This window comes from Oceanitalea stevensii, from assembly GCF_014837105.1.
GTDB lineage: Bacteria > Actinomycetota > Actinomycetes > Actinomycetales > Actinomycetaceae > Oceanitalea > Oceanitalea stevensii.
On record NZ_JACSPO010000004.1, the window covers coordinates 16,398 to 39,438 of the forward strand.

Annotated in this window: 21 protein-coding genes and 1 riboswitch; of the genes, 17 read left to right on the plus strand and 4 right to left on the minus strand. The window is 74.0% G+C overall.

The annotated features are described in order from the left end of the window. Positions 1-7: 7 nt before the first annotated feature. On the plus strand, positions 8-4,711 hold the full coding sequence (locus H9624_RS09020; RefSeq protein WP_251839565.1) for an HtaA domain-containing protein: 4,704 nt from the start codon (positions 8-10) through the stop codon (positions 4,709-4,711). A gap of 97 nt (positions 4,712-4,808) precedes the next feature. Here H9624_RS09020 and H9624_RS09025 read toward each other — a convergent pair whose 3' ends face one another. From H9624_RS09025 to H9624_RS09040, 4 genes are all read right to left on the minus strand, one after another. Further along, on the minus strand, positions 4,809-5,462 hold the full coding sequence (locus tag H9624_RS09025) for a biliverdin-producing heme oxygenase (RefSeq protein WP_251839566.1): 654 nt from the start codon (positions 5,460-5,462) through the stop codon (positions 4,809-4,811). 175 nt (positions 5,463-5,637) lie between these two features. Then, the gene (gene serC / locus H9624_RS09030; protein WP_251839567.1) at positions 5,638-6,747 is read right to left on the minus strand and encodes a phosphoserine transaminase; all 1,110 of its coding nucleotides are present in this window, start codon (positions 6,745-6,747) and stop codon (positions 5,638-5,640) included. 226 nt (positions 6,748-6,973) lie between these two features. Continuing rightward, a complete protein-coding gene (locus H9624_RS09035; protein WP_251839568.1) occupies positions 6,974-7,954 on the minus strand; it encodes a citrate/2-methylcitrate synthase in 981 nt (326 codons plus the stop codon). A gap of 27 nt (positions 7,955-7,981) precedes the next feature. Further along, on the minus strand, positions 7,982-8,527 hold the full coding sequence (locus H9624_RS09040) for a MarR family winged helix-turn-helix transcriptional regulator (RefSeq protein ID WP_251839569.1): 546 nt from the start codon (positions 8,525-8,527) through the stop codon (positions 7,982-7,984). Positions 8,528-8,537: 10 nt separating this feature from the next. Between H9624_RS09040 and H9624_RS09045 the strand changes: the two genes are divergently transcribed. The 16 genes from H9624_RS09045 to ddaH all read left to right on the plus strand — a co-directional run bounded on the left by H9624_RS09045 (position 8,538) and on the right by ddaH (position 23,004). After that, the gene (locus tag H9624_RS09045; RefSeq protein ID WP_251839570.1) at positions 8,538-10,793 is read left to right on the plus strand and encodes an MMPL family transporter; all 2,256 of its coding nucleotides are present in this window, start codon (positions 8,538-8,540) and stop codon (positions 10,791-10,793) included. Then, positions 10,790-11,590 carry a TspO/MBR family protein gene (locus tag H9624_RS09050; RefSeq protein ID WP_251839571.1) on the plus strand — a complete coding sequence of 267 codons (801 nt, stop codon included), beginning with the start codon at positions 10,790-10,792 and terminating at the stop codon, positions 11,588-11,590. The genes H9624_RS09045 and H9624_RS09050 overlap by 4 nt, the downstream gene beginning before the upstream one ends. Then, positions 11,587-12,141 (plus strand): isopentenyl-diphosphate Delta-isomerase, encoded by a 555-nt coding sequence (idi, locus tag H9624_RS09055; RefSeq protein WP_251839572.1) that lies wholly within the window; start codon positions 11,587-11,589, stop codon positions 12,139-12,141. The genes H9624_RS09050 and idi overlap by 4 nt, the downstream gene beginning before the upstream one ends. After that, positions 12,138-13,184, plus strand: coding sequence for a polyprenyl synthetase family protein (locus H9624_RS09060; protein WP_251839573.1), 1,047 nt, complete (start codon positions 12,138-12,140; stop codon positions 13,182-13,184). Before idi ends, H9624_RS09060 begins: the two co-directional genes overlap by 4 nt. Beyond that, positions 13,181-14,050 carry a phytoene/squalene synthase family protein gene (locus tag H9624_RS09065; protein WP_251839574.1) on the plus strand — a complete coding sequence of 290 codons (870 nt, stop codon included), beginning with the start codon at positions 13,181-13,183 and terminating at the stop codon, positions 14,048-14,050. The genes H9624_RS09060 and H9624_RS09065 overlap by 4 nt, the downstream gene beginning before the upstream one ends. Next, positions 14,047-15,639, plus strand: a complete 1,593-nt coding sequence (gene crtI, locus H9624_RS09070) for a phytoene desaturase family protein (RefSeq protein ID WP_251839575.1) — start codon at positions 14,047-14,049, stop codon at positions 15,637-15,639. Before H9624_RS09065 ends, crtI begins: the two co-directional genes overlap by 4 nt. Next, a complete protein-coding gene (locus H9624_RS09075; RefSeq protein WP_307784951.1) occupies positions 15,639-15,977 on the plus strand; it encodes a lycopene cyclase domain-containing protein in 339 nt (112 codons plus the stop codon). The genes crtI and H9624_RS09075 overlap by 1 nt, the downstream gene beginning before the upstream one ends. Beyond that, complete coding sequence (locus H9624_RS09080; RefSeq protein WP_251839576.1) at positions 15,978-16,298, plus strand: lycopene cyclase domain-containing protein; 321 nt, start codon at positions 15,978-15,980, stop codon at positions 16,296-16,298. It begins immediately after the preceding gene. Further along, complete coding sequence (locus tag H9624_RS09085; protein WP_251839577.1) at positions 16,295-17,173, plus strand: prenyltransferase; 879 nt, start codon at positions 16,295-16,297, stop codon at positions 17,171-17,173. The genes H9624_RS09080 and H9624_RS09085 overlap by 4 nt, the downstream gene beginning before the upstream one ends. After that, positions 17,173-17,766, plus strand: coding sequence for a DUF2238 domain-containing protein (locus tag H9624_RS09090; protein WP_251839578.1), 594 nt, complete (start codon positions 17,173-17,175; stop codon positions 17,764-17,766). The genes H9624_RS09085 and H9624_RS09090 overlap by 1 nt, the downstream gene beginning before the upstream one ends. Then, positions 17,763-18,509, plus strand: coding sequence for a glycosyltransferase family 2 protein (locus tag H9624_RS09095; protein ID WP_251839579.1), 747 nt, complete (start codon positions 17,763-17,765; stop codon positions 18,507-18,509). Before H9624_RS09090 ends, H9624_RS09095 begins: the two co-directional genes overlap by 4 nt. Next, complete coding sequence (locus tag H9624_RS09100; protein WP_251839580.1) at positions 18,506-18,943, plus strand: pyrimidine dimer DNA glycosylase/endonuclease V; 438 nt, start codon at positions 18,506-18,508, stop codon at positions 18,941-18,943. The genes H9624_RS09095 and H9624_RS09100 overlap by 4 nt, the downstream gene beginning before the upstream one ends. Before the next feature lie 210 nt (positions 18,944-19,153). Then, entirely contained in the window at positions 19,154-19,840 is a 687-nt protein-coding gene (locus tag H9624_RS09105; protein ID WP_251839581.1) for an iron-dependent transcriptional repressor DtxR, read from the plus strand. A 179-nt stretch (positions 19,841-20,019) separates the two neighbouring features. Beyond that, positions 20,020-20,173, plus strand: a riboswitch (cyclic di-AMP (ydaO/yuaA leader). Positions 20,174-20,175: 2 nt separating this feature from the next. Continuing rightward, positions 20,176-21,045, plus strand: a complete 870-nt coding sequence (locus H9624_RS16520) for a C40 family peptidase (protein ID WP_307784949.1) — start codon at positions 20,176-20,178, stop codon at positions 21,043-21,045. 129 nt (positions 21,046-21,174) lie between these two features. After that, positions 21,175-22,107: a universal stress protein gene (locus H9624_RS09115; RefSeq protein WP_251839582.1), complete on the plus strand. Its 933-nt coding sequence runs from the start codon at positions 21,175-21,177 to the stop codon at positions 22,105-22,107. Between the two features lie 84 nt (positions 22,108-22,191). Next, positions 22,192-23,004 carry a dimethylargininase gene (ddaH, locus tag H9624_RS09120; protein ID WP_372435128.1) on the plus strand — a complete coding sequence of 271 codons (813 nt, stop codon included), beginning with the start codon at positions 22,192-22,194 and terminating at the stop codon, positions 23,002-23,004. The last annotated feature ends 37 nt before the right edge of the window (positions 23,005-23,041 follow it).

Below are 23,041 nucleotides of genomic sequence, written 5' to 3' on the forward strand. Positions count from 1 at the left end.
GACCCTGATGAGCACCACGACCTGGCGCGCCCGCGCGCGCCGCACCCTCGCCGTCGTCACGACGACGGCGATCGCCGCCGGCGCCGTCGTCGTCGGCACCGGCACGACGGCGCTCGCCGCCGAGCCCGCCGCGACGGTCGAGTCCGGCAGCGCCCAGTGGGGTGTGAAGGAGTCCTTCCGCAACTACCTCGGCATGCCCTTCGCCCACGGCCAGATCGATGTGGTGGACCCGGCTACCCGCCCCGCGGACAGCAGCTTCCAGTTCCCCGCGACCGGCGGCACCGTGGACGGCACGACGGCGCAGATCGACTTCGCCGGCGGCGTCGCGTTCACGGCGCACGACGGTGCCCTCGACATCGCTTTCTCCGACCTGCGGGTTCGTGTCGAGGGCGACGAGGGCGTTCTCGTCGTCGACGCGAGCGCCCGTGAGTTCGCCGGTATGGATGGCGAGGTCGGTGAGCGCGTCGAGTTCGCCGACGTCGAGCTCGGGTCGATCGACCTCAGCGCCAACCCGCTCACGGTGAGCGACGGCGTCGCGTCCGTCTCAGGTGCTCCTGTCACGCTCACCGAGGCCGGCGCGCCTGCATTCGGTGGCTTCTACGACGCGGGTGCCGCGCTCGACCCGCTGAGCTTCAGTGTCGAGCTCGCTCCCACGACCGTGGCCCCGCAGGTCACGCTCCAGCCGCAGGACGTCTCGGTCGACGCCGGCGACGACGCGGTCTTCAGCGCGGCCGCGACCGGCACGCCCGAGCCCACCGTCCAGTGGCAGACCCGCCCCGGCGCGGACGCCGAGTGGCAGGACGTCGCGGACGCCACGGCCACGGACGTCACGCTTCCCGCCGTCACGGCGGAGCAGAGCGGCCTGCAGGTGCGCGCCGTCTTCAGCAACGGCACCGAGCCGGACGCCGTGACCGCCGCCGCGACCCTCACCGTCGCCGCTGCGCCGGTTGAGCCCGAGGAGCCGGTCGAGCCGGAGGAGCCGGTGACCTTCGCGCCGGCGATCGAGGTCTTCGCCGCCGACGGCGTGACGCCGCTCGGTGACGCCGAGGTGACCTACGGGGACACCGTCGTCGTCAAGGGCACGGGCTTCGACCCGTCCGCGAACGTCGGTGGCCGCGGCGTCCCGATCCCGGCAACACTGCCGCAGGGCACCTACGTCGTCTTCGGCAAGTTCGCCGAGCAGTGGCAGCCCTCGCAGGGCACGCCGTCCTCCGCCCGCATGGTGGGCGCGCAGAAGTGGGCCCTCGCCGAGAGCGTGCTCGACCAGGTGCCGCCCGCCTTCCAGGGCGCGATCCGCAAGGACTGGGTCGCGATCGAGGCCGACGGGTCCTTCGAGGCCGAGCTCGTCATCACCGACCGTGAGGCCGGCTGGTCCGAGGACGGCACGTTCGGCGTCTACACCTACGCCGCCGGCGGAATGAAGAACCCCGCCCAGGAGCTCTCGGTCCCGCTCGTCGTCGTGGAGGAGCCCGCCGAGCCGGTGTGGGAGCCGGCGATCGAGGTCTTCGCCGCCGACGGCGTCACCCCCGTGGGCGACGCCCAGCTGACCGACGGTGACACCGTCGTCGTCAAGGGCACGGGCTTCGACCCGGCCGCGAACATCGGTGGTCGTGGCGTGCCGATCCCCGCGGACCTGCCGCAGGGCACCTACGTGGTGCTCGGGAAGTTCGCCGAGCAGTGGCAGCCCTCGCAGAACGCGCCTTCGTCCGCGCGGGTCATCGGCTCGCAGCAGTGGGCGCTGGCCGAGGACGTGCTCGACCAGGTGCCGCCGAACTTCCAGGACGCGATCCGTCGTCAGTGGGTCGACATCGCCGAGGACGGCTCCTTCACCGCCGAGCTCACGGTCACCGAGCCGGCAGCCGGCTGGCCCGAGGACGGCGCCTTCGGCGTCTACACCTACGCCGCGGGCGGCGTGAAGAACCCCGACCAGGAGCTGGCGGTCCCGCTCGACGTCGTCGAGACGGTCGAGTGGGAGCCGGCGATCGAGGTCTTCGCCGCCGACGGCGTCACCCCCGCGGGTGATGCCCAGCTGACCGACGGTGACACCGTCGTCGTCAAGGGCACGGGCTTCGACCCGGCCGCGAACGTCGGTGGTCGTGGCGTGCCGATCCCCGCGGACCTGCCGCAGGGCACCTACGTGGTGCTCGGGAAGTTCGCCGAGCAGTGGCAGCCCTCGCAGAACGCGCCTTCGTCCGCGCGGGTCATCGGCTCGCAGCAGTGGGCGCTGGCCGAGGACGTGCTCGACCAGGTGCCGCCGAACTTCCAGGACGCGATCCGTCGTCAGTGGGTCGACATCGCCGAGGACGGCTCCTTCACCGCCGAGCTCACGGTCACCGAGCCGGCAGCCGGCTGGCCCGAGGACGGCAGCTTCGGTGTCTACACCTACGCCGCGGGCGGCGTGAAGAACCCCGACCAGGAGCTGTCGGTGCCCCTCGACGTCGTCGAGGAGCGCACGCCGCAGCTCGAGGTGACGCCCACCGAGGACATCACCGTCGGCACGGTCGTCTCCGTCGAGGGCACGGGCTACGCCCCGAACCGAAAGCTCTCGGTCGCCTTCACCTCCGACACCCCGACCGCGGACGGCGTGACCGTCGGTCCGCCGCCCACCGGATGGCTGCAGCACGAGGTCGTCACGACCGACGCACTGGGCCGCTTCGAGCGGGAGATCACCGTCCGCGGCTGGTTCACCGGCACCGGCGACGACTGCAGCCAGATGCAGTGCTACCTCGCGACCTTCACCTCCGCCCAGCTCAGCGACGCCGACGAGGTCGACGTCACGGACCGCAGCCAGGACGTCTTCGTCCCGGTCACCTTCGTCGCCGGCTCCGTCGAACCGACCCCCGAGCCCGGTGCCCCGACCGTCGTCGCCGACCCGAGCCAGGTCGAGCAGGGCGAGGACGTCACCATCACCGGCAGCAACCTCCCCGCGGGGGCCGTCCGGGTCGAGCTCGCGCCGAGCACCGCACCGGCCACCGGCCACCTCGACTGGGGAGTCAAGGAGTCCTTCCGCTCCTACATCACCAGCCCGATCGCCCACGGCACGATCACGACGAGTGAGGACGTGACGCGCAACGACGACGGGACCTTCCGCTTCCCCGCCACGCTCGCCTCCCAGGACCCGGCCGCCGGCACGGCGCTCGTGAGCTTCGCCGGCAGTGTCCAGTTCGAGGGCCACGAGATCGAGGGCGTCCCTGCCCTCGACATCCTCCTCGAGAACCTGCGCGTCCAGGTGACGCCCGACTCGGCCGTCCTCGTCGCCGACGCGACCTCCCGCGAGTTCGCCGGCACGACGAGCACCGGCGAGCCGGTCGACTACCCGAGCGTCGTGCTGGCCTCCCTCGACCCCGAGGCCTTCACGGTCGCGGGCGGCGAGGTCAGCGCGGAGGCCGCCGCCGCCACGCTGACGACCGCGGGCGTCCCCGCGTTCGGCACCTTCTACGACGCCGGGGACGACCTGGACCCGGTGAGCGTCGCGGTCACCGTCGGGGGCGCCGCCCCCGCCGCTCTCGCGCTCCCCACCGACGAGCCGACCGAGATCGCCGTCGGCACGGTCGAGGAGGACGGCTCCTTCACCACGTCGTGGACCGTGCCGGAGGACTTCCCGCTCGGTGGTTACGCCGTGGTGCTGCGGGACGAGGCGGGAGCGGTGCTCGCGAGCGACGCCCTCACCGTCCTCGCCGCGGCGCCTGACGCACCGTCCGAGCCCGGGGAGCCCGGAGAGGAGCCGACTGAGCCCGGCGAGGAGCCTGCGCCGACGCGTGGGACGGTCACCGTGTCACCGGACCCGGTGGTGCAGGGTGCCACCGCGACCATCACCGGCCGTGGCCTCGAGCCCGGCACCCGCGTGGGCGCCGTCATCGACGCCGCCGGCGCTCCCGGCAGCCTCACCTGGGGCGTCAAGGAGTCCTTCCGGAGCTACATCACCGGCAGCATCGCCCATGGCTCGGTGACCGTCACGGCACCGGCCGGCGAGACCGCCGGCGGCTACGTCTTCGGCGACGGCCGGGGCAACGGGGACGCGACCGACGGCACCGCTCACTTCGGCGGTGAGGTGGCTTTCGCCGGCCACGAGATCGGTGGCACCTCCCAGCTGCAGATGACGGTCACGGACCCGTCCGTCGTCATCGAGGGTGGCGAGGGCTACCTCGTCGCGGACGTCACCAGCCGCTCGCTCCAGGGCGACGGTGTGGTCGACTATCCGCGCGTCCGTCTCGCCGAGCTCGACCTCGACGCCGTCCGGGTGACCGGTGGCCGTCTCGTCGGCACCGACGTGCCCGCGCGGCTGACGGACGCGGGCGTGCCCGCCTTCGCCGACTTCTACGAGGCGGGCGAGGCGCTCGACCCGGTGTCCTTCAGCGTCCCGGTCGAGGAGGGTGAGCTCGACCTCAGCGAGCTCGACGTCGCCGCGGCGGTCGTCGGGGAGGACGGCACGGTCGAGCTGAGCTGGACCGCGCCTGAGGACGTCGCCCTCGGCTCGCACCGCGTCGACCTCGTGACCGACGGCGAGTCCGTGGCCGACACGACCTTCACGGTCGCGGCCGCAGGCGCCGGCACGGGCACCGACGACGACGGCGCGGGCCCCGGCACCACCGCCGGTGGCGCCGGGGGCGCCCTCGCGCAGACCGGCGCCGAGGCGGCGGCCCTCGCGGCCCTGGCGGCCACCGTCATGCTCGCCGGTCTCGTGCTCGCCAGCCGCAGGCAGCGCGCCTGACCCGACGGGGCCGCACCCGGGTGCGGCCCCGTCGCCCGGACCCGAGAACGACGAAGCCCCGCGTGGTCCTCCACGCGGGGCTTCGTCGTCTAAGACGTCAGGCGTGGTGCCGCTCGCCGAGGGCGGCGAAGAGGGCCGTGCTCAGCTCGAAGGCGACGGTCGCCTCCTCGACGGCCATCTCGATCTCGAGAGGACTGAGGTCGAGGGCGTCGAGCTGCTCGCGGTAGGTGTCCTTGAAGACCTTGGGCTTGGCGATGCCGGCGAAGGTGTAGAAGGCCACGCCCTCCTCGCCCAGGCCGTAGTGGCGCTGTACGAGCCGCTTGATCGCCTGGCCGCCGGAGAGGTCCCCGAGGTAGCGGGTGTAGGCGTGCGCGGCGTAGCGCGGCAGGTCCCCGGCGACCTGCGCGATGCGCTCGGCGTAGGCGCGGGCCGCGGGTAGGACGGCGATGCGCTCGCGCCAGTCCTCGCCGTGGAGGAACGCGAGGTCCGCCTCGATGGAGGGGGTACGGGTGAGGTCGGCGAAGACGAGGCTGGAACCGCGCGCGGCGCCGACGAGCTCGGCGCTGGCTGCCTCGAGGGCGACGTAGATGCCGTACTGCTGGGCGGCGAGGTCCGCGTAGGCGTCCCGGTCGAGGCGCCCGTGCATGAGGTCGGTGATGAAGGGGACCGACTCCGCGCGCTCGTGGGCGGCACGCGTGCGCTCGCGCAGCTGCGCGGAGAGCGGGGCAGTGGCGATGGAGGGCGCACTCATGTGGGCTCCTTCGATGGTCGGCCGGTGAGGTGAGCCTTACCTTAGCCGAGTTTCGTGACGCTCATGTTGCGCAATTCATCTGACGAAGGTATGCCGCCTCCCCGCATATGGGCGATCTCGGCAACGAGATCCCCGCGGACGCCGCAAGAATCGCCCATATGCGGAAGGGGGAGTGCTAGAGGGCGGCGACGACGTGGTCGACGCAGGCGGTGAGCGCGCGGACGTCCCCCGGGTCGACGGCGGGGAACATGCCGACGCGCAGCTGGTTGCGGCCGAGCTTGCGGTAGGGCTCGACGTCGACGACGCCGTTCTCCCGCAGCACCGAGGCGACCCTCGCCGCGTCGATCTGCTCCGCGAGGTCGATCGTCCCGACGACGGGGGAGCGGTGCTCGGGCACGCCGACGAAGGGCGTGGCCCAGTCCCGCTCGGCCGCCCAGCCGTAGAGGATCTGCGCCGACTGCGCGCTGCGCCCGGCCGCCCACTCCAGCCCGCCCTGGTCGCGCATCCAGTCCAGCTGCTCGGCCATGAGGACGAGCGTGGCGATCGCCGGGGTGTTGAGCGTCTGGTCCTTGCGGGAGTTCTCCACCGCGGCGGGCAGGGAGAGGAACTCCGGGACCCACCGGCCGGTCGCCGCGATCTCCTCCACCCGAGCCAGGGCGGCGGGCGACATGACGGCGAACCAGAGCCCGCCGTCGGAGCCGAAGCTCTTCTGGGGCGCGAAGTAGTAGACGTCGGTCTGGCTCAGGTCGACCGGCACCCCACCCGCGGCGGAGGTGGCGTCCACGCAGACGAGGGCGCCGTCGTCGGCCACCCGCTCGACGGGGGCGACGACGCCGGTGGACGTCTCGTTCTGCGGCCATGCGTAGAGGTCGACGCCGTCGACGGGCCCGAGGGTCGCGAGCGAGCCGGGCTCGGCGGTCTCGACGTGCGGGTCGGCGAGGAAGGGCGCGCGGCGGGTGACGGCGGCGAACTTCTGGCCGAACTCCCCGAAGGCGGCGTGGGCGGCGCGCTCGCGGACCAGACCGAGGCTGGCGGCGTCCCAGAAGGCGGTGGACCCGCCGTTGCCGAGGACCACCTCGTAGCCCGCCGGTGCCCCGAGGAGGTCGGCCACGCCCTCGCGGATCCGGCCGACGAGCGAGCGCACCGGCGCCTGCCGGTGGGAGGTGCCCAGCAGCGTCTCGCCGACGGCGGCGAGCGCCGCGACGTGGGAGGGGCGGACCTTGCTCGGGCCGCAGCCGAAGCGGCCGTCCGCGGGCAGGAGCTCGGCGGGGATCTGGATCGTCATGGTCCCCGATCCTCCCACCTGGACGGCTGGGGAAGGTCCCGCGTCCAGGGAGGCGGCCGCGCTGCGGGCTACGGCTGGGCGGGATCTGGCTGTCGGTAACAAGTCAGCTGTCGCGGGCGGGGGAGGGGGCGGGATCCAGCTGTCGGGAACAAATCAGCTGTCGGTAACAAGTCAGCTGTCGGCGGTCGGGGGGAGCGGGCGGGCGGGGGAGCGGGCGGGTGGGCGGTCAGGGGTGGAGGGAGCGCTGGGCCTCGAGGATGTGGGCGGACCAGCCGGCGGTGCGGCCGCAGACGATGAGGGCGTTGAAGAGCCTCGCCTCGAAGCCGACGTGATCGAGGAGGAGGGCGCCCCAGAAGTTGACGTCGGCGCTCGACGGGCGCCCGGTCACCTCGGCGATCCGCTCGCGGCCGGCCTCCTCGATGGCGCGGCCGGCGGCGAAGAGCCGCACGTCGAGCTGGCGGCACACCTCGCGGAGCATGGCCGCGCGCCGGTCCCGCTCGCGGGGCACGAGCCCCGGCACCATCGCCTGCTCGCGCAGCGCGTCGTCCACGGCCGTGGCCGGGTCCACACCGTCGTGCACGCGCACCGCGACCTGCCGGGCGCGGGCCGCGGCGCCTGCCGCGAGCGGCCCGCTCACCCCGGAGATCGCCCCGGCGAGGCAGGCGCCGACGTCCGCGCCCGTGCTCGCCGCGGTCCGGGCGATGAGGGTCGAGGGGGAGTCGGGGCCGTCCTCCGCGACGATCGTCCACAGCGCGTCCAGGGCGCGGGCGTGGTCCGGGCGGGTGTCCCCCCGCCACCGGATGAGAAAGCGCTCCGCGGACGAACGTCCCTGCTCCACCTCGTGCTGCGGGACCATCGCCAGCTCGGGTCCGCGGGCGGACTGCGCGACGAAGGACAGTGCGAGCACCGAGGCGCGGGCGAGGTCGTCCCGGGCGCGGGCGGGGGTGATGTCCAGCAGCGGCCGGAAGCCCCACACCGGGGCGAGCTGGGCGATCGCGCTCTGCACGTCGACCCGGGTGTCCCCGGTCCGCACGGGCAGCGGGAAGGGCTCGGCGCGCGGCAGGGCGGGGTTCTCGACGTCGTCGACGAGCAGGCCCCACACCGTCTCGATGTGGCGGCCGAGGAGCCCCGACACGGGCTGGCCGCGGTAGAGCGGCTCGTCGTCGGGGCCGAGGGAGAAGATCGGCCGGTGCGGAGTGGTGTCCATCACTCGTCGATGGTAGGCGCTCCCGGCTCAGCCCAGGTCGTCGGTCCGGGGGAGGTCGGCGAGCATCCGGATGAGCAGGGCCCGCAGCTGGGCGGTCTCCGACGGGCTGAGGGAGCTGCCGATGAGCGCCTCCACGGACTGCGCCCGGTCGAGCGCCGCGAGCGCGTCCCGGCCGTCCTCCGTGAGGGAGACGACGTGCCGCCGGCGGTCCTCGGCGTGAGGGGTGCGGGTGATGTGGCCGCTGGCCTGCAGCCCGCGCAGGACCCGGCCGATCGTCTGCTCGGTCACGTGCATCTGCGCGGCGATCTCGCGCTGCGACAGCGAGCCGCGCGCCAGCACGACGAGCACCGGCACCGACGCGTGCGTGAGCCCCCACTGGGCGAGGTAGGTGTCCCAGGCGCGCTCGACGCGTCGGGCCGCCGCGGACAGCAGCCGGCCCGTCGGCCACGTCTCGGGTGGCGGGAAGGCCACGCCGTCCGTCGCGGTCCGCGCGGCCCCGGCTCCCGGTGAGCGGTCCAGCTCTCGGTCGGTCACGATGTCCTTCCGGTTGCGCGCCTCGGGCGACTCGATCATATTACTAAGCGTGCTTAGTGTTAAGGGCGGCCAGTCCGGCCCCAGCCACCGTAAGTCCGACGGTCGTCGCGGCGCAGTCGTGCGCGCGCTCCTCACCGTCCTCGTCCTCCTCGCCTGGCTCGCCGTCGGCGGGCTGGGCGGCATGGCGCAGGGGTCGCTGTCGGAGGTGCAGACCAACGACCAGGCCGCGTTCCTCCCCTCGAGCGCCGAGTCCACGCGCGCCGACGAGCTCGCCGAGGAGTTCGCCGGGGACCAGCCCCTGCCAGCGCTGCTCGTCGCGACGGCGTCCGGCGGCGGTGAGCTGTCCCCCGAGCAGCTCGCCGCGGCCGAGGAGTTCGCCGGGCAGGTCCCCGAGCTCGAGCTGGCGGACGGCCGGGTCCTCGGCGACGTCCTCGAGGGGCCCGTCCCCGTCATCCCCGCCGAGGACGGCGAGGCCCTGCTGCTCCCCATCTCGATCAACGGTGACGAGGCCGAGGAGAACGTCGGGGACACGGGGGAGCGGACCGGCAACGTCGTCGTCAGCGAGGTGCGCACCCTCGCGGCGGACACCCTCGCCGGCGCGGACCTCGACACGTGGGTGACCGGGCCGGCCGGCTTCGTCTCGGACCTCGGTGCCGCCTTCGGAGGCATCGACGGCGTCCTGCTCCTCGTCGCGCTCGTCGTCGTGCTCGTCATCCTCGTCGTCGTCTACCGCTCCCCGATCCTGCCCTTCACCGTCCTGCTCACCGCGGTCTTCTCCCTGTGCGCCGCCGCCCTCGTCATCAAGCCGCTCGCGGGCAGCGGCGCCCTCCTCCTCAACGGCCAGAGCCAGGGCATCCTCTCGATCCTCGTCATCGGCGCGGCCACCGACTACTCCCTGCTCCTCGTCGCCCGCTACCGCGAGGAGCTCACCCGCAACGCCGAGCCGCGCCAGGCGATGGCCCAGGCGTGGCGTGCCTCGGTGCCGCCCGTCCTGGCCTCCGCCGGCACCGTCATCGTCGGGCTGCTCTGCCTGCTCCTGTCGGACCTCGGCTCCAACGCGAGCCTCGGGCCGGTCGGTGCGATCGGCATCGCCGCCGCCGTCCTCGGCGCGCTCACCCTCCTGCCGGCGCTGCTCCTCGTCGCGGGCAGCCGCTCCCGGGCGCTGTTCTGGCCGCGCCGGCCCCAGTACCGCCCCGACGCCGCCCCGGCCTCGGAGGACTCCGCGGGCCTGTGGGGTCGCATCGCCGGCGCGGTCGCCCGCCGCCCGCGCCTCATCTGGGGCACGACCGCCGTCGCCCTCCTCGCGCTCGCCGTCTTCCTGCCCACCCTGCAGGCCGAGGGCACCGGCGAGGGGGACGTCTTCCTCAACCCGACCGAGGCGGTCGAGGGCCAGGACGTGCTCGTCGAGCACTTCGAGGGCGCCGGCCAGGTGCAGCCGCTCGTGATCATCACCGCCGAGGGCAGCGCCGAGGACGCCGTCGAGGCGGTCGAGGGCGTCGAGGGGGTCGAGAGCGCGCAGGTCGTCACCGGCGAGGACGACGCCCCCGTGGTCGTCGACGGCCTCGTCGAGATCCAGGCCGCCACCACCGCGACGTCGGAGAGCCAGGAGGCCACGGTCGTCGCCGGTGAGGTCCGGCAGACCGTCCGCGACGTCGACCCCGACGCGCTCGTCGGTGGCGCCGCGGCTCAGCGCCTGGACACCCAGGAGACGGCGGAGCAGGACCTGCGGACGATCGTCCCGCTCGTCCTCGCGGTCATCTTCGTCATGCTCGTCATCCTGCTGCGGGCGATCGTCGCGCCCCTGGTCATCCTCGCGGTCAACGTCCTGTCCTTCGCGGCCACGCTGGGACTGTCGGCGATCTTCTTCAACCACGTCTTCGACTTCCCGGGCGCGGACGCCTCCGTCCCGCTCTTCGGGTTCGTCTTCCTCGTGGCGCTGAGCATCGACTACTCGATCTTCCTCATGACGAGGGTGCGGGAGGAGTCGCTCGAGCACGGCACCCGCAGCGGCGTGCGCCGGGGCCTGACGATGACCGGTGGTGTCATCACCTCCGCCGGCCTCGTGCTCGCCGCCACCTTCGGCGCGCTCGTCGTCATCCCGCTGCTCTTCCTCGTCCAGCTCGCCTTCATCGTCGCCGTCGGTGTCCTCATCGACACCTTCATCGTCCGCAGCCTCCTCGTCTCCGGGCTCGTCTACGACATCGGCCGGACCGTATGGTGGCCCTGGAAGGCCCGCGTGCCCGAGGACGAGGACGACTCGACGGCGGCCGCGCAGCAGACGACGGCGGTGGGGAGCAGCGCATGAGCCAGGACCGTCCGGCGCTCGTGCGCCACCTCGCGGTGACCGTCGCCTACGTCGTGTGCGTCGTGGGCTCACTGATCGGGGTCGGCCTCTTCGGCGGCACACCCATCGCCGAGGCCGCCGGCGGCGTGCTCGCCGCCGACTCCACCCACCTGGCCCCCGACTCCCCGGCGTTCTCCGTGTGGAGCGTCATCTACGGCGGCCTGGGCCTGTACACGCTGTGGCAGTGGTGGGACCGCACCGACCGCCGCCGGATCGCCTGGCTCGTCGTCGCCTCCCTCGTGCTCAACGCCGCCTGGATCCTCACCGTGCAGGCCGGCCAGGTGTGGCTGAGCGTCGTCGTCATCGTCGCGCTCCTCGCCGTGCTCGCCCTCACCTTCCAGCGGCTGCTCGCGGTCCCGCCGCGCAGCCGGGTCGAGGCGCTGGTCGCGGACGGCACCATGGGTCTCTACCTCGGCTGGGTGAGCGTGGCGACCTGCGCCAACACCGCCGCCGCGCTGCTCGACAGCGGCTTCACCGGTGGCGGCGCCCCCGAGTGGTGGGCGGTCGGCGTGCTCGCCGCCGTCGCCGTCGTCGGGGTGGCCCTCGCCGTGGTCGGCCGCGGGCGGCTCGCGCCGGCCGCCACCATCGTGTGGGGACTGAGCTGGATCGCCGTGGCCCGCACCTCCGGTGCGCCCGAGTCGACCACCACCGCTGTCGCGGCGGTGACGGCCGCCGCCGTCGTCGCCGTCGTCACGATCGTCGTGCGGCTGCGCACGGGAGCTGAGACACGAGTAGGAAGACAGGAGACCACGACATGACCACCTCGACCGAGGACCTGGTGACGCTGCTGGCCGAGGACGGCACGGCCATCGGCACCGCCCCGCGGCCGACCGTGCACACCACGGAGACGCCCCTCCACCTCGCCTTCTCCTGCTACCTCACCGACGCGAGCGGCCGGCTGCTGCTCACCCGCCGGGCGCTGAGCAAGAAGACGTGGCCGGGGGTGTGGACCAACTCCTTCTGCGGGCACCCGCGGCCGGGGGAGGACATCGCCGAGGCGATCACCCGCCACGCCCGCCACGAGCTCGGCCTCGAGGTCACCGACGTGCGCCCCGCCGTCCCCGACTTCCGCTACCGCGCCGTCGACGCGTCCGGTGTCGTGGAGAACGAGATCTGTCCCGTCTTCGTCGCGACGACCACCCAGGAGCCGGAGCCCAACCCGGAGGAGGTCGCCGAGCACCGGTGGGTCGAGCCCCGCGAGGCCGTGCAGACCGTCGAGGTCGCGCCGTGGGCCGTCAGCCCGTGGATGGTCGCGCAGGTCGAGCGTCTCGTGGCCGCGGGCCACCTGCCTGAGAGCGCCTCCGGATGAGCGCCCCACCGCGCGAGACGGTGGACACCGCGCCGGTGGACGCCGCGCTCGCCGGCTTCTTCACCGACGGCACGCGCCACCTCGTGGGCGCGGAGCACACCCGGCTGTGGGCTGCCCTCCGGGACGCCTCGGCAGGCGGCAAGCGGCTGCGGCCCATGCTCTTCCACAGCGTCTACCTCGCGCTGGGCGGGCGGCAGACGGACGTCGCCGCCCAGGTGGGGGCCGCGCTCGAACTGCTCCACACCGCGCTCGTCGTCCACGACGACGTCATCGACGGCGACACGGTCCGCCGGGGCAGGCCCAACGTCGTCGGCACGTTCGCGGCCGACGCGCGCGAGCGCGGCCACGACGCCGAGCGCGCCACCCACTACGGCCAGAGCGCGGCCATCCTCGCCGGCGACCTCGCCCTCGCCGGAGCCGTCCGCGTCATCGCGCTGTGCGGGGCGCCCCCGGACAGCGTCGCGCGCATGCTCGACCTCGTGGACCGGGCGCTGCACCTCAGCGCTGCCGGCGAGCTCACCGACGTGCGCCTCAGCCTCGACGGCGACGCCGACGTCCCCTCCGTCATCACGATGGAGCACCAGAAGACGGCGGTGTACTCCTTCGAGCTGCCGCTCCAGCTGGCCGCGGTGCTCGCGGGCGCCCACGCCGAGCACGAGGCCGCGCTCACCCGCTTCGCGCGGCTCCTCGGCATCGTCTACCAGATCCGCGACGACCTCGACGGCATGTTCGGTGACGAGGCAGCCACCGGGAAGAGCTCGGTCTCGGACCTGCGCGAGGGCAAGTGCACGCCGCTCATGGCCTACGCCCGCACCACCCCCGCCTGGGCGCAGATCCGCCCCTACCTGGTCTCCGGCACCGCCGACGACGACGCCGCCGCGCGCGTCCGTCTCCTCCTCGAGGAGTGCGGGGCACGCGCCTTCGTCGAGGGCCTCGCGGAGGAGCTGACCGGCGAGGCCCGCGAGGCCGTCGCGCACCTGCCCGAGGCCCCGCTCCTGGACGAGTGGGCCACCGCCGTCACCCGCGGGGCGAGGGCGGCGTGAACCGCCCGTCCCGCCGGCCCGCCGCGGCCTCCCGGTACGACGACGTCGCCAGCCGCAGCGCCGCCGTCGTCATCGACACGTACTCGACGTCCTTCGGGTGGGCGTGCCGCCTGCTCGCCCCCGGCGACCGGGAGCACGTGCGCAACATCTACGCCCTCGTGCGGGTGGCCGACGAGATCGTCGACGACCCCGACCAGTCGTGGTCCGCCGCCGACCGCGGCGCCATGCTCGACGCCCTCGAGGAGGACACCGCGCAGGCACTGCTCAGCGGCCGCAGCGCCAACCTCGTCGTCCACGCCTTCGCCCGCACCTCCCGCCGCTACGGCATCGGCCCCGAGCTCATCACCCCGTTCTTCGCCTCGATGCGCGCGGACCTGTCCGTCGACGCGCACGACGAGGCCAGCCTGGCCGAGTACGTCCACGGCTCGGCGGAGGTCGTCGGGCTCATGTGCCTGCGCGTCTTCGTCGACGGCGACGACGCCACCTACGAGCGTCTCGCGCCCGGCGCCAGCCGCCTGGGCGCCGCCTTCCAGAAGGTGAACTTCCTGCGCGACCTCGGCCAGGACCACGACGCACTGGGACGCACCTACTTCCCGGGGTTGGACCCCGCGGCCTTCAGCGACGCGCACCGCGACGCCCTCCTCGACGACATCGACGCGGACCTGGCCGCCGCCGAGCGCGCCCTGGTCCAGCTGCCCGCGAGCAGCCGCCGCGCCGTGCGGGTGGCCCACGGCCTGTTCAGCGAGCTGTCCCGGCGGCTGCGGGAGACCCCCGCGGCGCAGATCCGCACCGAGCGCGTGCGGGTGCCGGACCCGGTCAAGGCGCGGATCGTGCTGCGCGGGACCCTCACGGGAGGACGTCGATGACCACCGCACCGGGTGGGGCGGCGCGCACGGGCGCGCCCACCGCCGTCGTCGTCGGCGGCGGGATCTCGGGGCTCGCGACGGCGGCCCTGCTCGCCCGCGACGGCTTCCGCGTCGAGCTCCTCGAGCAGCGCGAGGAGGTGGGCGGCCGCGCCGGCAGCTGGAGCGCCGAGGGCTTCCGCTTCGACACCGGCCCGTCCTGGTACCTCATGCCCGAGGTCTTCGACCGGTTCTTCGGGCTGCTCGGCAGCTCGAGCGCCGAGCAGCTCGACCTCGTCACGCTCGACCCCGCCTACCGGGTCTTCTACGAGGGGCACACCGAGGCGCTGGACGTCCTGCCGGACCGTGACGCCAACCTCGCCGCCTTCGAGCGGGTCGAGCCCGGGGCCGGGCGCCGCCTGGCGCAGTACCTCGACACCGCGCAGGAGACCTACGACATGGCGCTGCGCCACTTCCTCTACACGAGCTTCACCTCGTGGCGGGACCTGGCAGTGCCGGACGTCGCGCGCCAGGCCCACCGGCTGCTCCCGCTCCTGGGTCGCTCGCTCAAGGCGCACGTCGCCGCGAGCTTCACAGACCGCCGGCTGCGCCAGATCCTCGGCTACCCGGCGGTCTTCCTCGGCTCCTCGCCCGACCGCACGCCGAGCATGTACCACCTCATGAGCGCCCTCGACCTCACCGGCGGGGTCCAGTACCCCCAGGGCGGCTTCACCCGGCTCATCGAGGCCGTCGCCGGGCTCGCCGAGCAGCAGGGCGTCACCATCCGCACCGGGGCCACGGTCACCGCCGTGACGACCGAGTCCGGCCCCCGCGGCCGGCGCCGCCCGCCGTCCCGCGTCACGGGCGTCCGCTACCGCGACGCCGCCGGCGCCGAGCACCGCCTGCGTGCCGACGTCGTCGTCGCGGCGACGGACCTCCACCACGTCGAGACCGAGCTGCTCCCGCCCGCCGTGCGCGAGCGGCCCGCCCGCTGGTGGCAGCGCCGCGACCCGGGCCCCGGCGGTGTGCTCGTCTACCTCGGCATCGACGGCCGCCTGCCCCAGCTGCCCCACCACACGCTCCTGTTCACCGAGGACTGGGACCGCAACTTCCGCGACATCAGGGAGGGGCGCGTGCCGAGCCCGGCCTCCGCCTACGTGTGCACGCCCTCGCGCACCGACCCGGGCGTCGCGCCCGAGGACGCGGAGAACGTCTTCATCCTCGTCCCGGTCCCCGCCGACCCGTCCCTCGGCCGCGGCGGCCGCGACGGCGGCGGCGACCGCGCCGTCGAGGAGATCGCCGACGCCGCCATCGATCAGCTCGCCTCCTGGGCGGGGATCGCGGACCTGCGCGAGCGCATCCGGGTGCGCCGGACCGTCGGGCCCGGCGACTTCGCCGCGGACCTCAACTCCTGGCGCGGGGGCATGCTCGGCCCGGCGCACACCCTGCGGCAGAGCGCCTTCTTCCGGCCGGGAAACGCCTCGCGGAAGGTGAGCGGCCTGTACTACGCCGGGGCGAGCACCATCCCGGGCATCGGGCTGCCGATGTGCCTCATCAGCGCCGAGATCGTCCGCGACCGGGTCCACGCCGAGATGGCACTGTGGGACTCGTGATCGCACTCGCCTACCTCGCGGCGCTGCTCGTCTCGCTCGGCTGCATGGCCCTGCTCGACGCCCGCTTCCGGCTCGTCCTGTGGGCCGACGCCCGCCGCGGCGCCCTCGTCCTCGCCGTCGGCGTCGCGTTCTTCCTCCTGTGGGACGTCGCCGCGATCGTCTCCGGCTTCTACCACCGCGGGGAGAGCGAGGCGATGACCGGCATCATGCTCGCCCCCGAGCTGCCCCTCGAGGAGCTCGTCTTCGTCACCTTCCTCTGCTACCTCACCCTGGTGCTCCACGGGCTCGTCCTCCTGCTCCTGCGCTCGCGCCGCACGACGACGGCGGAGGTGGGCTGAGTGAGCTACCTCCTGCTGGCGGGCCTCTTCCTCGTGCCCGTCCTCGCCACCGCCGTCGTCGCCACCCGGGTGCGGCGGCTGGGCCGGCGCTGGTGGGCGGCGACGGCGATCACGCTCGCCACCCTGGTCGTCCTCACGGTCGTCTTCGACAGCCTGATGATCGCCTCCGACCTCTTCCGCTACGACGAGTCCCAGCTCACCGGGGTCCGGCTCCTCCTCGCGCCGGTCGAGGACCTCGCCTGGCCGCTCGCCTCGGTGCTGCTCCTGCCCGCGCTCTGGGAGCTGCTGCGACCCCGCCGGGCCGAGGAGGAGCGGGCATGACCGCCACCGCCACCAGCGCCCTGCGCCAGCTCCTCGGCTCCTCGCGGCCGGTCAGCTGGATCAACACCGCCTACCCCTTCGCGGCGGCATACCTCATGGCGGGCGGCGGCGTGGACCTCGCGCTCGTCGTCGGCACGCTGTACTTCCTCATCCCCTACAACCTCCTCATGTACGGGGTCAACGACGTCTTCGACTACGAGTCGGACCTCCGTAACGCGCGCAAGGGCGGCATCGAGGGGATCGTCCTCGACCGCCGCTGGCACCGCACGACGATCTGGGCGTCGGTGCTGAGCAACCTGCCCTTCGTCGTCGCCCTCGTCCTGCTCGGCTCGGTGGCCTCGACGGCGGTGCTCACCGTCAGCGTGCTCGCCGTCATCGCCTACTCCGCCCCCGTGCTGCGGTTCAAGGAGCGGCCCTTCCTCGACTCCCTCACCTCGAGCACCCACTTCGTCAGCCCGGCGGTCTTCGGGCTCGTCCTCGCGGGCGGCGCCCTGGAGGGGGCGGCGCTCGCCGCGCTCGTCGCCTTCTTCCTGTGGGGGATGGCGTCCCACGCCTTCGGGGCCGTCCAGGACGTCACCGCGGACCGCGAGGCCGACATCTCCTCGGTGGCGACCTGGCTCGGGGCCGCCCGCACCACCCGCCTGTCCCTCGGGCTGTACGCGGCGGCCGGCGTGGCCGTGCTGTGGACCGGGTGGCCGGGCGCGCTGGCCGCCGTCCTCGTCGTGCCCTACCTCCTCTCGATCTGGCCCTACCGCTCCCTGCCCGACGCGCGCTGCGAGGAGGCCAACGCCGGGTGGCGCCGGTTCATCTGGTTCAACCTCGGCACCGGCTTCCTCATCACCCAGCTCCTCATCGCCATCGCCTGGACCCGCTGATGGCCGACGAGCACCAGCCCCGCCCCAGCACGCCCGCCGGCGTGCTCCTCACCGTGCCCGGACCGCGCCCCGCGCGGGTCGCGGCGCAGGCCGTCGCGGTGGCCGCCGTCCTCGGCATCCCGGCGGCCGTCGCCGTCGACCCCGTCGCCGCGGCGGTCGGCCTCCTCGTCCTCGGCGGCGTCACGCTCGCCCGGGTGCTCTTCCTGCCCGCCACCCTCCAGGCGCTGCTGGGTGCCGCGCTCATCGCCGCGGGCTGGGCCAGCGCCGTCGGGCTCTACGAGACGGTGCCGTGGGTGGACGTGCCCGCCCACCTGCTCGTCAACGGCCTCATCGCCGCCGCCCTGGGCATCGTCCTCCTGCGCGGCGGCCTGCTGGCCGGGCCCGCCACCCGGGCCGGCCGCGCCGGCATCGCGCTCACGACGGCGAGCGTGGGCGTGGCCCTCGGCGTGCTGTGGGAGATCGCCGAGTGGGCCGGATACACGTACGTCGACGAGTCGGTCTACGTCGCCTACGGCGACACGATCGGTGACCTCACCGCCGGCGGGCTGGGCTCGGTCGTCGCCGGGCTGCTCGTGGCCCGGTGGGCGCGGTGAGCCCGCTGAGCGTGAGCGTCGTCATCCCCGCCCTGGACGACGCACCCGCCCTCGAGCGCTGCCTCGCCGCCCTGGGACGCCAGACGGTGCCGCCGCTGGAGGTCGTCGTCGTCGACAACGGCTCGCGTGACGCGACGGCGGACGTCGCCCGCCGGCACGGCGCGCGCGTCGTCACCGAGCCGCGGCGAGGGATCCCCATGGCGGCCGCCGCCGGTTACGACGCCGCGTCCGGTGACCTCATCGCCCGCCTCGACGCCGACTCCCTGCCCGGCCCCGACTGGCTCGAGCGCATCACCGCCGCGATGGCCGACCCGCGCCGGGACGCCGTCACCGGCGTCGGGTGCTTCTACGAGCTGCCCCGCACCGGGCGCCTCGTCTCCGCCGTCTACCTCGGCGCCTACTACGGGCTGTGCTACCTCGCGCTCGGCCACCACGCGCTGTGGGGCTCGAGCATGGCGGTGCGCCGCTCCAGCTGGCTCGCCGTGCGTGCCGCCGTCCACGACGACGACGCCGAGCTCCACGACGACCTCGACCTCGCCTTCGCCCTCGGCCCGCGCCGCCGGGTGCGGCTGGACCGCTCGATCGTCGTCGGCGTCTCCGCGCGCAGCCTCGTGGGGCTGGGCCAGCTGCGGCGCCGCTTCCGCCGCGCCTTCCGCACCCTGGCCGTCAACTGGCGGGTGGCCCCGCCGTGGACGCGGTGGGCGGTGCGCCTGGGACTGCCCGCGAGGGACGGGACGGCATGAGGGTCTGGTCGGTCCACCCGCGCTACCTCGACCGGCAGGGGCTCGTCGCGTGCTGGCGCGAGACGCTCCTCGCGCAGGCGGTGCTCGCGGGGCGCACCAAGGGCTACCTGAACCACAGCCAGCTCGTCCGCTTCCGGGCGACGGCGGACCCGCTCGCGTCGGTCTGCGCCTACCTCGGCGTGCTCGCCGTCGAGGCCGACGAGCGGGGCTACCGCTTCGACCGCTCCCGCATCGACCGGGCCGTGGCGCTCGACGCCGTCGCCCCGCTGCCGGTGACCGAGGGGCAGGTCGCCTACGAGTGGGCCCACCTGCTCGCCAAGCTCGCCACCCGCAGCCCCGACCGCTACGCGCTCGTCCGGGACGTCACGGACGTCGAGGTCCACCCCCTCTTCGTCCGGGTCCCCGGCCCCGTCGAGCCCTGGGAGAAGACCTGAGGCACCCGTCCCGGTGCCCTCCCGTCCCCCTCCTTCCTTCCGCCGAGCGCTGAGTTGTTACCCGTAACAACTCAGCGCTCGGCGGAAGGAAGGGGGAGTGGGGGAGCGGGGAAGTGTGCGGGATCTGGGGGACCGCTGTCCCAGGACGGCCACGGGGGTCAGCGGGTCGGCCTATCCTCGGGGGGAGGAGCGACAGATGGGCTGTGACGTATGAGTGACCTGATCGACACCACCGAGATGTACCTCAAGACGGTCTACGAGCTGGAGGAGGAGGGCGTGGTGCCCATGCGGGCACGCATCGCCGAGCGCCTCGGTCACTCCGGACCGACGGTGTCCCAGACGGTCGCCCGCATGGAGCGCGACGGCCTGCTCCACCTGGAGGAGGCGCGGCGCATCCGCCTGTCCGACCTCGGTCTCGAGCGCGCCACCCAGGTCATGCGCAAGCACCGCCTCGCCGAGCGGCTCCTCACCGACGTCATCGGGCTGGACTGGGAGTACGTCCACGAGGAGGCGTGCCGCTGGGAGCACGTGATGAGCGAGCAGGTCGAGCACCGCCTCGTCGCGCTGCTCGACCACCCGCACCACGACCCCTACGGCAACCCCATCCCCGGGCTCGCCGAGCTCGGGGAGCACAGCCTCGCGCCCGTCGACCCGCCGCTGCAGCCGCTGGCCGCGGTCGTCGGCACCCCGGAGGCCGAGGTCGTCCTGCGGCGCATCGGGGAGCCCCTCCAGGTGGACGTCGAGCTGCTCGCCCGCTTCTCCGAGGCCGGGGTGCGCCCCGGGACGCGACTGAGCGTCCAGCGCGGCACCGGCTTCGTCTCCCTCCAGGCCGAGGGCTCCGAGCTCGTCCTCGACGTCGCTGAGGACGTCACGCGGCACCTCTTCGTCGACGCCTGAGAACCGCGGGATCTCGCGGTTCTTGTCGCCCCACAGGTGTGAGTCGCGACACGAGGGTCACAGCCGTCGTAACCGGAACGTGACAATTGGCTTGACGCTCAGGTAGTGTCCGACTCGCTCCTCACGCCCTCCAGTGATGAGCCCATGGACGGAGCCCAACCCTGCCGCCGCCCGTGGTCCCAAGAGAATGACCGTCGGCAGGGGCGGGGGAACCAGGTAGTGGCGGTCGGCTCCGGTCGGCCCCTAGGGGTGAAGCCCGTCCGCAAGGACGGGCCGGGTGAACTCCCATCCGAACCCGACAGCTCACCTCGTCGGCAACACAGGAGAGGCAGTTCGTGACCGTAACTATGCCTGGGGCGCGCCACCGCGCAGCGTGCCGCCCCACCACCCCCCTCACCGCTCTCAGCCAGGCCGTCGCCGGCCCGGCAGCCCGCCGCGGCATGCTCGTCGCCGCGTCCTCGGGCCTGGCCCTGACGATGGCCGCCAGCACGGCCGTCGCCGCGCCGGAGGGCTCCTCCCTCCCGCAGGTCGACGTCTCGGCCCTCTCGAGCCAGGCCCGCACGGCCCTGACGGTCAACCCGACCGTCTCCGTGCCCGCCGACGTCGAGTTCGCGGTCGCCGACGTGGCCGTGGCCGCGACGCCGCCGAAGACCACGGTCGCCGAGGACTCCGACCCCATCGCCGAGCACATCGCCGCGGAGGAGGCCGCCGCCGAGGCTGCTGCCGCCGCCGAGGCGCAGGCCCTCGTCGCCGCCCGGTCCACCGAGACCGCCTCCCGCAGCGGCGCGCCCGCCGCGTCCTCCTCCTCCACCTCCGCCGTCGCGGAGGAGAGCGCCACCCAGGCCGCCCCCGCGCCGGCCGCCTCGGGCAACGCGATCGTCGACATCGCCTTCCGCTACGTCGGCACCCCGTACGTGTGGGGCGGCTCCAGCCCCTCGGGCTTCGACTGCTCCGGCTTCACCTGGTACGTCTTCCAGCAGGCCGGGATCAGCATCCCGCGCAGCTCCAGCGCGCAGGCCGGCGCCGGCACCGTCGTCTCGGCCGCCGAGGCCCAGCCCGGTGACCTCGTGTGGTGGCCCGGTCACATCGGAATCTACCTGGGCGACGGCCAGCACATCGCCGCCCGCAATCCCTCCAAGCCCCTGCAGGCCGGTCCGATCTCGGACGTCGGCCGCGGCACCCCCACCTTCATCCGGGTGGGCTGAGCCCCAGCACGCTTGCCCGACGGGCCCGCACCGACTCGGTGCGGGCCCGTCGGCGTCCCTGCCGAAGCGCCGCCGCGCCGCGCGCGAGGTAGCACAATGGGGGCAACGGCTCCCGACCTGGAGGGTGACATGCCCCGCGAGAACGTCGTCATCGTCGGTGTGGACGGTTCCGAGACGAGTACAGCGGCGCTGGACTGGGCCGCGGCCGAGGCCCGCCGGCTCGGCTGGCGCCTCCACGTCGTGTGCGCCTACGCGGTGCCCGCCTTCACCGTCGCCTCCCTCGACGGCGGCTTCGCGGCCGTCGACGACTCGGCCATCCAGGCCGGTGCCCAGGCCGTCCTCGACGAGGCCGTCGAGCGCGTCGGTGACGAGCTGGACGTCACCTGCGCCCTCGAGCTCGGGGACCCGACCGGCGTGCTCGTCGAGCTCTCCCGGCAGGCGGGGCTCGCCGTCGTCGGCACCCGCGGTGGCGGCGGCTTCGCCGACCGGCTCCTCGGCAACGTCTCCTCCTCGCTGCCCGCCCACGCCCACTGCCCCACGGTCGTCGTGCCCCGCACCCCCGAGGGACAGCCCGGCTTCACGCCCGTGCGCCGGATGGTCGTGGGTGTCGACGGCTCCGAGTCGGCGACCATCGCGCTGCGCCGCGCCGTCGACGAGGCCGCCCTGTGGGACGCCCACCTCACCGCCGTCGCCGCCGTCCCGATCGGTGGCGGGTCCGGCTCCCTCGCCTGGCTGCCCGCCGCCGTCGACCGTGACGACGTCCTCGCCGACGTCAAGGTCGGCCTCAGCGTCGCCGTCGACCGCGCCGTCGAGGGCCGTGAGGTCCGCATCAGCCAGCACGCCCTGGACGGCAACGCCGCCGCCCTCCTCGCCGAGTTCTCGACGGCGGTCGACCTCGTCGTCGTCGGCTCCCGCGGCCGTGGCGGCTTCGCGGGGCTCCTCATGGGCTCCACCAGCCAGGCCGTGCTCCACCACGCCGTCTGCCCGGTCATGGTCGTGCCCGCCCGTTCCGCGCGCGAGGAGGAGGCGGGCCCGGCCGACGTGCCGTGGCGCCGGCGCTGACGTGTCGAGGGTCACGTGTGCCACGCCGCCGGTGACCCCGGGTGTGCCTAGGCTCTAAGCACACCCGAGACGAAAGGGGCTGCCGTGCGGCCATCCCGCGACGCCACGCCTCGGCACTTCCTCATGTGCCGACCGACGTACTTCACCGTGAGCTACGAGATCAACCCGTGGATGCACCCCACCGTGCCGACCGACACGGACCTGGCGGTCGCCCAGTGGCAGGAGCTCCACGACACCTACGTCCGGCTCGGGCACCGCATCGAGCTCATCGACCCGATCGACGGCCTGCCGGACATGGTCTACGCGGCCAACGGTGGCCTGGTGAGCGACGGCGTCATGTACACCGCGAAGTTCACCTACCCCCAGCGCATGCCCGAGGGCCCCGCCTACGCGCAGTGGTTCGCCGACCACGGCTACCGGGTGCACCTGGCGACCGAGACGAACGAGGGCGAGGGCGACATCCTCACCGTCGGTGACTACGTCCTCGCCGGCACGGGCTTCCGCACCTCCACCGCCTCGCACGCCGAGCTGCAGGAGGTCATCGGCAAGCCCGTCATCACCCTGCGCCTCGTGGACCCACGGTTCTACCACCTCGACACCGCGCTCATGGTCCTGTCGGACACGGAGATCGCGTACTACCCCGAGGCCTTCAGCGAGGGCAGCCGCCGGGTGCTGGAGCGGCTCTTCCCCGACGCCGTCATCGCCACCGAGGCAGACGCCGTCGTCCTCGGGCTCAACGGGGTGAGCGACGGCCGCCACGTCATCCACAACCCGCGGGCGACGAACCTCGCCGCGGCCCTGGCCGAGCGGGGCTTCGAGCCCATCGGCATCGACACCTCCGAGCTGCTCAAGGGCGGCGGCGGGGCCAAGTGCTGCACGCTGGAGATCCGCGCCTGAGCCGTCGCGCCCGTCAGCCCGGCCAGCCGGCCTGACG